The following is a 15,453-nucleotide window of genomic DNA, read 5'->3' as shown; positions in this document are numbered from 1 at the left end:
AAGTATGAGTAATAATATCGGAGCGATTCGCGGTATGAAAGACTATTTACCAGAAGAAATAGCTTCTTGGAATCGCATAGAAATGGCAGTACAAAAGGTACTGAAAAGTTATGGTTATAGTGAAATCCGACTACCGATTATTGAACAAACTCTATTATTTACACGGGCTATTGATAAAAAAACAGATATAATAGAAAAAGAAATGTATACTTTTTTTGATCGAAAAGGAAATAGCTTAACCCTTCGTCCGGAAGGAACGGCTGGTTGTGTGCGTGCAGGAATTGAACATGGCTTATTATATAACCAAGAGCAACGTTTTTGGTACATTGGGCCAATGTTTCGCTATGAACGGCCACAACAAGGTCGCTATCGACAATTCCATCAAATAGGTGTCGAAGTTTTTGGACAAAAAGGACCAGACGTTGATGCTGAATTGATACTGCTTACAGCTCGTTGGTGGAATATATTAGGTATCAATGAACATGTACGTTTAGAAATTAACTCTATTGGTTCATTAGAAGAACGTGTACAATATCGTAAAGCATTAGTAACATTTTTAATGCGTAACGAAGCATATCTTGATGATGATTCCCGTCGACGGATACATACCAATCCGATGCGAATTTTAGATAGCAAAAATCCAAAGATACAGATATTGCTTAATGATGCACCAATGCTTACTACTGATTATTTAGAACATGATTCTCGAATCCATTTCTTTAAATTATGTCAGCTATTAGACTTAGCTGGTATTCCTTATACGATCAATCCGCGTTTAGTACGCGGACTAACTTACTATAATCGAACGGTTTTTGAATGGATCACAACTGATCTTGGAGCGCAAGGCACAATATGCGGAGGTGGCCGTTACGATAGTTTAGTAGAATACTTAGGTAGTTATCCTACTCCTGCTATTGGATGCGCAATGGGTTTGGAACGATTAGTATCGTTAGTGAAAATAGCTAATCCAAGTTGCATTTCTCTTCCTCGTGTAGATGCCTACTTAATAGCTGTAGGCGATAACGTCGAAGGTATAGCACTGAAGTTAGCTGAACGATTACGTAATACATTTCCCGCTTTGAGATTGATGACTAATCATGGTGGAGGAAGTTTTAAAAATCAACTTAGTCGTGCTGATAAATATGGTGCACGTATAGCATTGGTAGTAGAGGAAAAAAGAATATCAGAACAGCAGGTGATGCTGAAGGATTTGACTACAGGAAATCAAGAAGTACTAAACCAAAGTGATATAGCTATTCGCTTAGCGTCTATATTTAATCAACGACATGATTAATTTCTATTGCCTTAATTTAAAACAATATAACCAAACATGATCACTGTATCTTATTGTTGTAATTTACTTATCCATGTTCCTATAGATATTTATTACGTCAACCAATGACGACACAAATCAATATCAAATCAAATATAATAGGATATTATTATCTACTCTGTAGAAATACAATAATATCTATAATAAATAACACAATATACATAGCATAAAAAAGTTAAAGATACATTGTTATTAATTTGGAATATTTATTCAAACTCATGGGGTTAATTGATTCTAGTCGATACTAGAATTAACTACTAGAATTAACTAATTAGATAATGTTATGAAGGAGTATTGCACTAGGAAAGTTATTATTGATATATTGATTTTACTAATATTTTAAAAGTAAGGGCCTATAATACATAGTTATTTTTAACGTAACATATTGGCTTCTCTAAACTTAAAAAATATGATTTGATATATGTTATATTTTGTTCATCTATAATAATAGAAAAAATCTATCTAAATGAAAGAGATGCTATGAACTTACATAATACTATATTTATGTTATTTTTATTGTTTTACTTATTCGGTGGATGTATCTTCACTGGAAGTGACTACAATGTAGTTATTGCGTCACAATTATCCAAATTAGATAATCAATTTAAAGTAGTAAAAGCATGGCACTGTTCAGTAGGACAAGGGAGTAATAATTTCTATTCTAATCTTCAACTTGCTTGGCAGGATACATATATTTTTGCTGCTGATAGAAATGGCTTAGTAAAAGCTCTGGATATAAATACCGGTAAAGAAATTTGGTCATTAGATTTATCTATCCATACCAACTCTTTTTGGAAAAGACATCCAGCAAAACTTGCTGGTGGTATAACAGTAGCACGACATCATGTGTACATAGGTAGTGAATTGGCTAAAGTTTATGCATTACATGTGCACGATGGTAGTATTTCTTGGATGACAACAGTGGCTGGTGAAGCTGTATCAAAACCAGTAGTCAGTGATGATGGTGTGGTACTCATACATACTGGTAATGGCATGTTGCAGGCACTTAATGAATCTGATGGAAGACTTCAGTGGACCGTCAACTTAAATATTTCGCCATTGAAATTATATGGTGAATCTTCCCCGGCTATAGCTTTTGGTGCCGCTATTGTAGGTGGAAGTGACGGTAATGTAAGCGCAATATCAATGGATCAAGGTCAACTCATTTGGAAACAAAAAATCTCTAAACAAAATGCCGACGATAATGAAATTGCTCAGCTTCATGATGTAAAAATTACACCAGTGATAATAAATGAAATTGTGTATGCGATAGCTTACAATGGAAACTTAGTAGCACTAGATCTTCGTTCTGGACAAATTATATGGTCACGTAATATAGGGTCTATTAATAACCTGTTAGTAAATCATGGTTATATTTATTTAATCAATCAAGATAACCAAGTAATTGCAGTCGATATCCAAAATGGAGATGTTATATGGAGGCAAAATGCACTACAACATCATAATTTAATTTCTCCAGTATTATATAACAATTACATTGTAACAGGAGACTCAAAGGGGTATTTGCATTGGCTTAGTACTGATGATGGTCGAATTTTAGCTCATAAGAAAGTCGATAACTCAGGGATTTTAAATTCACCTATTATTGCTCGTAACAAACTTATTGTACAGACGAGAAATGGGAAAGTTTATGCTTTTATTTACCATGAATCCACCTAATTATTATTCAGTGATAATATGTTATTGTTATATATTAAATAAAATTATGTACAATAGATCATTACTTTAATTAATATCATTCAAATTTAACCGATATTAAACTAAGTTATAATTGTAAAAATAATTTTTAATTTACTAATTAATTAATAAAAATTAATTTTTATGGATAAAGTAAATATTATCATATATGATAATAATATATTCACTTAATTAAGTTGTGAATAAATATACATATAATATATTGTAATAATGGTTAATAGATAAAATTTCAATATTTTATAGTTACAATTTTAAAAAAGTAAAGATAATAATAAAATTATTTTTTTCTTTTAAATTTGGTTTAATACTGAATTACTATGTAGTTATTAAATATTGTCTGTAATATATTGGATTTTATTATTTTAAAACTAATAATAACATTATTATACTTAAAGTTCAATATTAACTATTATGCAATAAAATAAAATCATTGTTTAATAGTTTAAAACTATATGTAAAATTAAGAAATAATCATAATTTACCACAGAGATAAATCATTAATATCAAAATTATTAGGTGATATCTTTGATGGCTAAATGTACTTGTATAATTTACCATAAATAATTAACTTAAATTATCAATAGTTAATTAAAGAAACAATCGAGCGATCCTTAACTTAATAAGGTTTAAAATAAGTTCTAATTTATTTCTTTTTATCGATTAGATCGAATTGGATTATTCATGAAAAAACACGATACTAAATATCAATTTAAAAGATATGTTTTCTTCTTTATCAAATGATATTCCTACTAGTCTGTTTGATGTGTAAAAAATACATAGATCAATAAATATATTTCATAAAAACTTAATGTATAAATAAATTTGAAACTCCTTGACACATTTAAAATGATTTTATTCAATTTAATTTGAATAGTATTCATTGTTTTATTTCTGATTCCTTAAAGAAGAGGTTTATAATTATGATGCCTGTTATAGCATTAGTCGGGCGATCAAACGTAGGAAAATCTACTTTATTTAATCGACTAACACGTACTCATGATGCGCTGGTAACAAATTTTCCTGGACTAACTCGAGATCGTAAATATGGTCGTATAAAATGGGAAAATAATGAATGTATTATTATTGATACAGGTGGCATTGACATTATAACAGAAGAATTGGAAAAATATATAATCAGGCAATCTTTTATTGCTATCGAAGAAGCTGATATCGTACTATTTATAGTAGATGGTCACACTGGATTAATGGCTTCTGATCATAATATTGCTGATTATTTAAGAAAAAAACAAAAAACTACGATAATTGTTGTTAATAAAATTGATGGCATCTATTTTAATAGTGTTGCAGAAGATTTTTATAAATTAGGAATTAATTGCATTGCTTCTATTTCTGCTTCTTATGGACATGGCATTAGAAAATTACTTGAACAAATCCTACTACTTTTAACAAAAGAAAATAACTTGCTAGTACGTTCTGATTATAAACAAGATTGTTGTAATTTTTTATTAGAAGATGTTGATACATATTATAAAAAGAAAAAAAAAATGTTCAATTTACAAACGCCATATGTAAAATTAGCTATCGTTGGTCGTCCTAACGTAGGCAAATCAACATTAATTAATTATATTTTAGATGAAGAACGACTATTAGTTTACAACCAACCTGGTACTACACGTGATAGTATTTATATACCTGTGGTATATGATGGAAAGAAATATATCTTAATTGATACTGCAGGTGTACGAAAACGTAGTAATATTACGGAAGTAATAGAAAAATTTTCAATCATCAAAGCATTTCGGGCTATTGATGATGCAAACGTAGTAATATTGTTAATAGATGCTCATGCAGGTATTACTAATCAAGATTTATCTTTACTAAACTATATTATTAACAGCGGTAGATCCATGGTGATTGCAATCAATAAGTGGGACGGTGTATCTATCGAAGTAAAAAATAATTTTAAGTATATGCTTAATTTTCGACTAAACTTTATCGATTTTTCTCGGTTCCATTTCATTTCAGCGTTGCAAGGAAACGGCGTTAATAATTTATTCAAATCAGTAAATGAAGCTTATCAATGTGCGACTAAACGAATAAGTACAGCATTATTAACTCGCGTCATGCATATGGCAATAGATGAATATCCACCACCGTTGATTCATGGACGGAGCATAAAACCAAAATACGCCCATGTAGGAGGTTATAATCCACCTGTTATAGTGATTCATGGTGTACAGGTCAAACGTTTGTCAGACTCCTATAAACGTTATTTAATGGGATATTTCCGTCGTTCATTGAATTTAATGGGGACTCCAATTCGTATTCAAACTAATGAAGCTAATAATCCGTTTATTACTCAGCGTAATACGTTAATTTCTACACAATATTATAAACAAAAAAATAATAAAAAACACAATGCATTGAAAAAAAGTAAATAAAATAAGTTCACGAATAGATAATTCTGTGTTCAATAGTTTAACATCTATATAAAATATCTATACATCATTACTACATAATATTTATATGGATAGCATTATATTTTATACTTTATATAAATATGTCTATCATTTGGTACTGAAAATAATTTCATATAATATGAATGATTTTGATCAATCAAATATTTCATATTCAACAAAATATATGATAATTACATATCCATAATATTTTAAATATTTTAAAATAATAGGTTGTTGGGAACCATTTTATATAATCTTCATAATATTTTGTTAATAAAAAGAAAAAATTAATAAGAATCTAAAAATTAATCCAATGCACTAAGTATAATTTAAGTGCTTTTGATTTAAACATTATCGTACGTTTTATTAAAAAATCAAATCATATCAGTGTTAATCATAACAGTCACAATTGTTATAACTATGATGCATAATAATCATTATATTGTTAAGTAATAAAGATAAAAAAGATAACGGTTTTTTAATCTATCCAAATTAGTGAGATCAATCGAATCTGTTATAGTTAAAAATGAACAGTTTTTACATACTATTGCAAATGCGTGAATTTAATTCAATTAACTGTATTTTTATAATAGAAATTATTTAAAGATAAAGCACTGTATTGTATTATATCAATACAGTATTAATTGAAAACAAAATATTTTACTTGAAGTACTCATAATTTATAAAATAAGATTATTAATCTAAGATATGTTAAGTAACATATCTTACGGAAACATTTCTAGTATCATTCAACAATCTATAAATGTAAGACTGTAATAGTAATTATTTGCTGTTAAGCAATCATCAGCTATTCAATATTTTCATTAATAAACTTTGTACGAGTCGAATATTTCGAATAAACTACTATAGTATTAAATAATAGGTTTTTCTTTCTGTTTTCTTTGTCAATTAATAAAAATTATAGTGATTATTGTAATTGGTTTATTATAAAACTTTTTAACTTCTAATACTGCATTAATTTAAATAAAACAAAGTTATTTAACTTAATAAAGGCACTTTTAATATACTATTAATTCTTTATGTATGTAGTAATTTACAATGACAATCTGAGTTATTAAAAATTTTATAATAGTTTTATTATATTAAAGTTATCTATACTATTTATATTATTTATACGTTTTAAGCTTATTGAGGCTAGTGCATAATTTTATGGCCATTCATAGAATCTTCTTGAGAATTTTATTTTGAAAAAATCATAACAATAGATTATATTTATAGTTTATTATAATTTAGTTAATGTTAGAATAAATAGATGGAAGAGTACGCAATAAACATCATAATATAATGTATGATCAATTCTAATAAAAAACTATATTCTCGATAAGAATATAGTTTTCTCTTGCATTCTAATGTACGAATAATACCATTCTAATATAATATAATGACGCTCAATACTTATTATCATATCATTCATGATGCGTGAAATATAAAAAACATTTTTTTAGCGGAAAACTATAATGAGTAAAAATAATATAATGATGTCAGTCAATCAAATTGATAATCAGCGAACGAAGTTGGAAACTGCATGTCTTCATGCGCTGAACTTAGCGCATTCTAATTCAAATGCAGTGGAAGTATCAATAAATAAAGTTACCGGTATTGAAATTAGTACCCGTTATGGTGAAATAGATAAAATTAAGTTTAAAAATGATGGTGCACTATATATTACCGTGTACAATAAGCATTGTAAAGGTAGTGCTTCCTCTACAGACCTTAGACCTGAAGCGATTGCTCGTACCGTGGAGGCTGCACGAGAGATAGCTCAGTATACGTCACCTGATCCGGCGTCAGGACCTGCAGAAAAATCTTTACTAGCCTTAGAGGCTCTACCAGACTTGAATATCTTTCATCCTACAAATCTGAATCTTGAATATGTTGTTACACTAGCAGCTGAAAGTGAACAAGCGGCACTTAATAATGACAAACGTATCCTTCATACAGAAGGAGGTAATTTCAATAGTTATTTTAGTACCCGTGTATTCGGAAATAGCTATGGTATGTTAAAAAGCTACAATAGTACTCATTATTCTCTCTCCTGTAGTGTAATAGCAGTAAGTGAAGGACAAATGGAACGTGATTACGCCTACACTCTTGGACGTGCCATCGATGATCTACGTTCACCATGTACAGTGGGAGAAGAATGTGCTCATCGTACTATAGCACGTATTAATTCACGAAAATTGCCAACAATGGAAGAAGTTCCGGTTTTATTTTCTTCAGAAGTAGCTGCTGGGCTTTTTGAACATCTAGCATCTGCAATCAGCGGTCGTAACGTATACCGAAAATCTACTTTTTTACTTAATGATTTAGGTAAAATGATTCTACCAAAGTGGTTTTCTATTAATGAACGTCCTCATATGCCTAAAGGTTTATCATCTTCACCATTCGATAATGAAGGCGTGAAAACATGTGATCGTATTATTATAAAAGACGGAATATTAAATACTTGGCTTCTTGATAGCTATGCAGCGCGAAAACTAGACTTAAAAAGTACCGGGCATGCCGGTGGCATCTGTAATTGGATTGTCTCTTCGCATCAAAATATGAATTTTTCTGAGTTACTTAAAATAATGAAGCGCGGTTTGGTTGTGACTGAATTGATGGGACAAGGCGTGAATATTATCACAGGTGACTATTCTCGTGGTGCTGCTGGTTTTTGGGTTGAAAATGGTGAAATAGCTTATCCAGTCAGCGAAATTACTATTGCTGGAAATTTGAAAAAAATGTTAAGCAATATAGTCGGTATTGGTAAGGATATAGATACTCGAAGCAGCATTCATTGTGGATCCATACTTCTATCAGAAATGTGTATTTCTGGTCAAGAAAAAGCTATGATGTAAAAAAATCAAGTTCATTAATTTAAAATTTTAATTAAAAAGTCTTTTTATAAGTTTAGTTTTCTTATGTTTAAAGGCAATGTAGTTATGTTTTATCATCAGTTAAATTTTGTTCTATTGCACATATAATAAAACTAATGCTCAAAATCAAAATAAATTCCATGTTCTATCAATGCATAATGAGCTAACACTTTGTGTGTTTTATTATTTCAATGAAATTATTGCAATCTTTCACTTTAAATTTTAAATTAGTTTAAACGTATGTGTTATATATTCAGATCTTTATATCCTCATATTCATTCATTTCTTTTTTAAGATAACAAAATTTTATTTTAATTAAGAATTAGTTTTTAAAACTGTAGAAAATTCCATTCTACAGTATGCTAACAAGCAGGAATAGCCAACCATCTATTTTTATAGATATACTGGATAACGAGCACAAATATTTAAAACTTTATTTTTAATATGTTGAATACATTCTTCATCGTTAATATTATCTAGAATGTCACATATCCAGCTTGCTAGTGCAAGTACATCGGTTTCTATAAAACCACGTCTGGTGACTGCAGGTGTTCCAATTCGTATTCCTGAAGTAACGAGTGGACTTTTCAAATCGTTTGGTATACAATTTTTATTGACAGTAATATTGGCTCGGCTGAGTATTTCGTCTGCTTTTTGACCAGTGATATTTTTATCCACTAAATCCAATAAAAATAGATGATTATCAGTTCCACCTGATATAATGTGAAAATTTCTAGACAAAAATACCGTTACCATTGCTTTAGCATTTTTAATTACTTGTTTCTGATAGACTTTGAACTCGGGTTGCATAGCCTCTTTCAACGCAACTGCTTTTGCAGCAATAGCATGCATGAATGGTCCTCCCTGAGCTCCAGGAAAAACGGAAGCATTTAGTTTTTTGTATAGTGCTAAGCTACCGTTCTTTGCTAAAATCATACCGCCACGAGGTCCAGCAAGCGTTTTGTGGGTAGTTGTAGTTACTACATGAGCATGAGGAAGTGGATTTGGATAAATATTAGCAGCAACCAATCCCGCTATATGCGCCATATCTACAACAAAATAAGCGCCGATAGTGTCAGCGATTTCACGCATTTTAGCCCAATTAACTATGCGAGAGTAAGCAGAAAATCCACCAATAATCATCTTTGGTTGATGTTGTTTGGTTAATTTAGCTAATTGTTCATAGTCTATTTGACAATATTCATTAACACCATAGGATATAGTCTTATATAATGCACCAGAAAAATTGATTGAAGATCCATGTGTTAAATGACCTCCGTGTGTTAAATGCATACCTAATATAGTATCACCTGGTTTTAGCAAAGCTGTGTAAACAGAAAAATTGGCTTGCGAGCCTGAATGAGGTTGCACGTTGGCATAATCTGCTCCAAATAATGTCTTAGCACGGTCAATAGCCAATTGCTCCACTATATCAATATATTGACATCCGCCATAGTAACGTTTATCCGGATAACCTTCAGCATATTTATTTGTCAATTGAGAACCCTGTGCTTCCATAACACGCTTACTAGTATAGTTTTCAGATGCAATTAACTCAATATGTTCTTCTTGGCGTACCATTTCCTGAGCCATAGCTTTCCATAATTCAATATCATATTGTTCAATATTCATATCATATCTTGACATTAATTATTCGCTCCGTTAAACTTATACATGAAATCATTTGAAATGAGTAGAAGGTAGAATAGTAAGTTTTAAATAAAATGTGTTTTATTTTTTAATTTTTTAAGTTGCTTAATTGATTGAAAAAATTATAGATTATATGTCTATTATGTCTATAATGGTTAATTGACACATTTTGTATATTATAAATTAACAATATAATAATTATATTATATATAATAATATATGAATATTAATGTGTTGTAAATAATTTTATTATTTATACTATAAAAAGCTAAATTCCAATATGATTGAAAGAGTTAATTTCAGATCTCATATTAATTATCTTAGTGATCTTTATACGTATTATAGAAAATTTTTATTTTTACTAGTTTATATATGATAGTATCGTCAATTTAAATTAATACTATTGTATATCTATTATATATTCATGACTAATCATACTAACATTGAAGCATATAAAGATTAGCTTGAAAAAATAATTTTTTAAATTTAAATAAATGCTTTCTTAAGATATATTTTACAATATATTGTATTAACAAAATTTTTTTAAAATCACTTTAAATTTAATAAAACCGTTATATTGGAAATAATTTCCACTATTTTTATGATGTGATGGATATCATTATTAACTATATCGGTATATATCGCTTTTTAATTGAAATTATTAATTTTTCTAAAATTAATAATTTACTATATTATATGATATTTATTTAAATTAATATCTTCACTGATTAAATTATATAATATTTTATATTTTAATCAATAACTAACTTTAATACTATTTATTATTAATATAATATTACTGTTTTATGTTATACTGACGGGTAGTATTTTATTTTTTAGTAAAATATGATTTCTTCTAAAATATATAAAATTAATATCTTATTTATTTAATAAATAAACCATTCTAATAAATAGGGATCCATAGGAATACAATACATTATATATGATCGGATATGACAAATTATATTACTAATATATACCAAGTTCCTTTAAAATTGCTTTTTTAACATTATTATTGATTTTATCTTTATTTTTTAAAACTATTTATTAATAACTATAACTATTATTCTAATAACTAAGAATATCTTAGTTAGCAGGACTCTATCTCTTATAATTGAAATTTTCAAGTAAATGATATTATTTATATGGAAAAAAGAAAAATGTTTAATTTGAATATATATTCAAATTAAATACATTATTTCTAATACAATAATTTTATGAAGATAATAAAATTAAATAATATATTTTATATAATATATCTACTTGATTCATCCAAATTTACTAATGTAAATTTATTGTAGTATAAAAATTATAAAATATATTTTTTATATATCTAAAATAATATATAAGTATAGTATTTTATTTTGTAAAACTACTTCTATTCCAGTCATATAGATTGACAACTATATTTTTTGAATTTTTAAAAAAATTAAATTATATAATTTAATTATGTAAATAATATATCATTTATTTAAAATAAAATAAATAGATAATTTTTATGAATTAATTAAATTAACAAATTCATAATATGTTTAGTGTGATACAGAAAAATTAATGATTTTTTATCTTTATTTTAAATAAATTAATAGAATTATTTATTAACGTATCATATCAAATAGCAACAATTTTTATTGTTTTCAACAGTAATTTTTATAAAAATTATATCTGTTTTACCTAAGTAATTTTCCATTAAAAATTTTGATCAAATAAAACGATAAAAATAGGGTATACTAAATATTAGTAGTGCTAAAACTTCATTAGTCTATTCAACAACTCATAATAAATTTTATACAAGGCAAAAAATGAACAGAACAAATGAAATCATTCATACACATCTACTAGTCGGCTGGGATATTAGTACAGTAGACGATTATGATGCTATGATGATTCGACTACATTATATTAATTCTCCGGGTCAAACTGCTACTGATATAAAAGTTGATCGAACATTATGGCTTACGACTGACATTGCCAAACAGCTTATTTCTATCCTAGAAGCTGGAATAGCTAAAATAGAATCATCAGAACATAGAACTTATTGCAAACATTAGTTCTTTGATACTGGTTTCATAAACAAAATTTGCTATCTCTATATACAATCTTTTTAAAATGTTAAAGTAATAAAATATGAACATAAGCATACATAGCATAATGATGCATTTAAATAGAGATATGTATCAATTAATAACGATACTATGAGTTTAATACAATTAAAAAATAGTACATATATAGATAGTTATATTAAACTAATTGAGTTAATTATATTTATATGCCTTATCCTGTTATATCTGTACTAATAATTATTTTATATTAATAAAAATTAACCATAGAAATTTAATAATATGAAAAGTATAATAGTACTGTAAGTAACATTTTAATTTACAAGATATACTAATCAGTATCCGTTAATGACTTCTATCTGAAAAAAATTATAGAGTAAAAAAAGATTACATAGTTGATTGTTCCTATTCTTCTCCATGTCAACAATAAAAGAACTAAATTTATAGTATTTCAGTTGTCGAAGAAGATCAAGAATCTTTATAATTACTTACTCAAGGTAGTATAAGCATGCATTATTTTATTCTTGTCTATATCTTATCTACATGATACACCAATGGTATTTTCATACTTACTTGTATCTAAAAATAGATGCATATAGAACATGCGGATACTGCCTATTGGAAGTAGTAAAAATAATATGGATTATTATAATGCTACTATTATATCCATGATATGGATATTGTCAATGACAGGTTTTATAGCAATATATTAGAAGATAATCGATCGATTATTACCGTAAATAATAAAAATTATTAGCAGATTAAACTTCGGAATATTCTAGGATAGTGCTCTATATATCCATGGTATAAGTTAGCCTCATAAGAAATATGAAGTTAACTAGACTCATCAATGATAAGCAAAAAAATATTTTAACAAGCGTACATAAATGGTCTTTCGTAGTATTGAAATACTATAGAAAGCTTTGCTATATATGGTTATATTTATACCATAGAGCTATTGAAATCAAAGTAAGTGAAGAAAAAACAATCGTACAAATCTAATAAAAAATACTGTAGATGATCTTTATTGTTATCTATCAAACATAGAAATATTTACAAATAAATTTTAAATAAACCACAAGTTATCTCAACTCAATAATTAAAATATTTTAGTTTCTTGTAAACATTGGCTACTTAGAAAGTAAACATTTTAAAAAGTAAAAAATTATCAGCTTTTTCTAGGAAAAACATCATATAGCCTATAAAATTTATATAAACAGAGCTCTACTTTTTATGATTACATATTGAATATAATTTTTATTAATATAAATGGTCGCAGCACATTTATAAAAAATCTAAATAGATTAATTATTTTATAACTACTTTTTCTACGGGCGATGTTGTTTTCGTGCGATCTATAAACTCAATATATGCCATTATTGCATTATCGCCTGTACGAAATCCACTCTTTAAAATACGAGTATAACCACCATTACAATTAATAAAACGAACACGTAATTCATTAAATAACTTTGCTACTACCTCGTTATTACGAGTACGAGCAAAGACTAAACGACGATTCGCAACGCTATCAACATTAGCAACTTTAATTAACGACTCAACGGTTCGCCGCAACTCTTTTGCTTTCGGTAGAGTCGTCTTAATTATTTCATGCCGCATTAAGGATACGGCCATATTTCGTAACATTGCTTGACGATGACTACTGTTACGATTTAGTCGACGACCACTTTTACGATGGCGCATAAATTTTACCCTTTCAAGCAATATATTAAATTATAATAAAAATCATTCATTAGTAATAATCATTGGAGGCCAATTTTCTAACCGCATACCAAGAGATAATCCTCGAGAAGCTAGTATATCTTTAATTTCAGTAAGAGATTTTTTACCAAGGTTAGGTGTTTTGAGTAATTCAACTTCAGTGCACTGTACTAAATCACCAATGTAATGGATAGATTCTGCTTTAAGACAATTAGCAGATCGAACTGTTAATTCTAAATCATCGACAGGACGCAATAAAATCGGGTCAAACTCTGGTTCTTCTACTTTAACTTCTGGGATACGTACATCACGTAAGTCAACAAACGATTCTAATTGTTCAGCTAAAATCGTAGCTGCACGTCGAATTGCTTCTTCAGGATCAATTGTTCCATTAGTTTCCATATCAATAACTAATTTATCTAAATCTGTACGTTGTTCAACGCGAGCTGCTTCCACGTTATAAACGATACGTTCAATCGGACTATAACATGCATCTACTAATAAACGACCTATTAATCGTTCATCTGCATCTAACAAATGCATTCTAGCAGATGCTGGAATATAACCACGTCCACGTTGAACCTTAATGCGCATATTAATAGATGCATTATTATCTGTTAGATGACATATAAGATGCTGTGGCTTAACAATTTCTACATTTCCATCATGTTTAATATCAGCTGCAATGACAGGACCAATACCAGATTTACTTAGAGTTAAAATAACTTCATTTTTATCTTGAATTTTTATTGAAAGTTCTTTCAAATTTAACAGAACTTCTAAAATATCTTCCTGTACACCCTCTTTGGTACTGTATTCGTGTAGTACTCCATCAATTTCAACTTCAGTTACTGCACATCCTGGCATAGATGAAAGAAGAACACGACGCAACGCATTGCCCAATGTATGACCAAAGCCACGCTCCAAAGGTTCAAGCGTTACCTTAGTATGCGTAGAACTAATTTGCTCGATATCTACTAAGCGCGGTTTTAAAAAATCTGTCACAGAACCCTGCATGATCTCCTCTCTTTACTACTTAAGCTTTACTTAGAATATAATTCAACAATTAGGTGTTCATTAATGTCTGCTGACAGATCAGCACGTTCTGGAATATGTTTAAATATTCCTTCCATCTTAGTAGCATCAATTTCAAGCCAAGTTGGCTTTTCACGTTGCTCAGCCAACTCTAATGAAGCACGAATGCGAGATTGCTGTTTTGCTTTTTCACAAATTTTAATCACATCGTTAGTAACAACTTGATAAGAAGCAATATTAATAATATGTTTATTTACCATAATTGCTTTATGGCTAATCAATTGTCGTGATTCTGCGCGAGTAGTGCCGAACCCTATACGATAAACAACATTATCTAGACGAGATTCCAATAACTGTAATAAATTTTCACCAGTATTACCTTTTAACCGTGCTGCTTTTTTATAGTAGTTTCGAAATGGACGTTCTAATATACCATAAATACGTCGAACTTTTTGTTTTTCACGTAATTGTAATCCATAATCTGAAAGACGTGGCTTGCGTATACTCTGCTGACCAGGTAATTGCCCAATTTTACATTTAGAATCAATTGAACGAACGCCGGATTTTAGAAAAAGATCGGTACCTTGACGACGACTGAGTTTTAGTTTAGGACCTAAATATCTTGCCATTTTATT

The 15,453-nt window shown here is 28.5% G+C and carries 9 protein-coding genes; 5 read left to right on the top strand and 4 right to left on the bottom strand.

Going from position 1 to position 15,453, the window contains the following annotated elements:
* Nucleotides 1-4 precede the first annotated feature (4 nt).
* From hisS to pmbA, 4 genes are all read left to right on the top strand, one after another.
* Entirely contained in the window at nucleotides 5-1,294 is a 1,290-nt protein-coding gene (gene hisS, locus ACICP0_RS01685) for a histidine--tRNA ligase (RefSeq protein WP_395480213.1), read from the top strand.
* A 519-nt stretch (nucleotides 1,295-1,813) separates the two neighbouring features.
* Complete coding sequence (gene bamB, locus ACICP0_RS01680; RefSeq protein WP_395480212.1) at nucleotides 1,814-3,013, top strand: outer membrane protein assembly factor BamB; 1,200 nt, start codon at nucleotides 1,814-1,816, stop codon at nucleotides 3,011-3,013.
* Nucleotides 3,014-3,972: 959 nt separating this feature from the next.
* A complete protein-coding gene (gene der, locus ACICP0_RS01675; protein WP_395480211.1) occupies nucleotides 3,973-5,454 on the top strand; it encodes a ribosome biogenesis GTPase Der in 1,482 nt (493 codons plus the stop codon).
* A 1,514-nt stretch (nucleotides 5,455-6,968) separates the two neighbouring features.
* Nucleotides 6,969-8,333, top strand: coding sequence for a metalloprotease PmbA (gene pmbA / locus ACICP0_RS01670; RefSeq protein ID WP_395480240.1), 1,365 nt, complete (start codon nucleotides 6,969-6,971; stop codon nucleotides 8,331-8,333).
* A 411-nt stretch (nucleotides 8,334-8,744) separates the two neighbouring features.
* Here pmbA and glyA read toward each other — a convergent pair whose 3' ends face one another.
* Nucleotides 8,745-9,998 (bottom strand): serine hydroxymethyltransferase, encoded by a 1,254-nt coding sequence (glyA, locus tag ACICP0_RS01665; protein WP_395480210.1) that lies wholly within the window; start codon nucleotides 9,996-9,998, stop codon nucleotides 8,745-8,747.
* Nucleotides 9,999-11,803: 1,805 nt separating this feature from the next.
* Here glyA and bssS point away from each other — a divergent pair.
* The gene (gene bssS / locus ACICP0_RS01660) at nucleotides 11,804-12,052 is read left to right on the top strand and encodes a biofilm formation regulator BssS (RefSeq protein WP_395480209.1); all 249 of its coding nucleotides are present in this window, start codon (nucleotides 11,804-11,806) and stop codon (nucleotides 12,050-12,052) included.
* Between the two features lie 1,317 nt (nucleotides 12,053-13,369).
* Here the strand turns inward: bssS and rplQ are convergent.
* Genes rplQ through rpsD form a run of 3 tightly spaced genes read right to left on the bottom strand, consistent with a single transcriptional unit; the run spans nucleotide 13,370 to nucleotide 15,447 of the window.
* Nucleotides 13,370-13,765 carry a 50S ribosomal protein L17 gene (gene rplQ / locus ACICP0_RS01655; protein WP_395480208.1) on the bottom strand — a complete coding sequence of 132 codons (396 nt, stop codon included), beginning with the start codon at nucleotides 13,763-13,765 and terminating at the stop codon, nucleotides 13,370-13,372.
* A 42-nt stretch (nucleotides 13,766-13,807) separates the two neighbouring features.
* Nucleotides 13,808-14,800 carry a DNA-directed RNA polymerase subunit alpha gene (locus ACICP0_RS01650; protein ID WP_395480207.1) on the bottom strand — a complete coding sequence of 331 codons (993 nt, stop codon included), beginning with the start codon at nucleotides 14,798-14,800 and terminating at the stop codon, nucleotides 13,808-13,810.
* 26 nt (nucleotides 14,801-14,826) lie between these two features.
* A complete protein-coding gene (rpsD, locus tag ACICP0_RS01645; RefSeq protein WP_395480239.1) occupies nucleotides 14,827-15,447 on the bottom strand; it encodes a 30S ribosomal protein S4 in 621 nt (206 codons plus the stop codon).
* Nucleotides 15,448-15,453 lie beyond the last annotated feature (6 nt).

Origin of the sequence: Candidatus Curculioniphilus buchneri endosymbiont of Curculio glandium, assembly GCF_964275155.1 — a bacterium.
GTDB lineage: Bacteria > Pseudomonadota > Gammaproteobacteria > Enterobacterales > Enterobacteriaceae > Curculioniphilus > Curculioniphilus buchneri.
This window is presented reverse-complemented; position numbering and strand designations above follow the sequence as displayed.

Coding starts and splice junctions, on each gene's coding strand:
- pmbA (WP_395480240.1), top strand. CDS start 6,969: ATGATGTCAGTCAATCAAATTGATAATCAGCGAACGAAGTTGGAAACT.
- bssS (WP_395480209.1), top strand. CDS start 11,804: ATGAACAGAACAAATGAAATCATTCATACACATCTACTAGTCGGCTGG.
- bamB (WP_395480212.1), top strand. CDS start 1,814: ATGAACTTACATAATACTATATTTATGTTATTTTTATTGTTTTACTTA.
- rplQ (WP_395480208.1), bottom strand. CDS start 13,765: ATGCGCCATCGTAAAAGTGGTCGTCGACTAAATCGTAACAGTAGTCAT.
- glyA (WP_395480210.1), bottom strand. CDS start 9,998: ATGTCAAGATATGATATGAATATTGAACAATATGATATTGAATTATGG.
- rpsD (WP_395480239.1), bottom strand. CDS start 15,447: ATGGCAAGATATTTAGGTCCTAAACTAAAACTCAGTCGTCGTCAAGGT.
- hisS (WP_395480213.1), top strand. CDS start 5: ATGAGTAATAATATCGGAGCGATTCGCGGTATGAAAGACTATTTACCA.
- ACICP0_RS01650 (WP_395480207.1), bottom strand. CDS start 14,800: ATGCAGGGTTCTGTGACAGATTTTTTAAAACCGCGCTTAGTAGATATC.
- der (WP_395480211.1), top strand. CDS start 3,973: ATGATGCCTGTTATAGCATTAGTCGGGCGATCAAACGTAGGAAAATCT.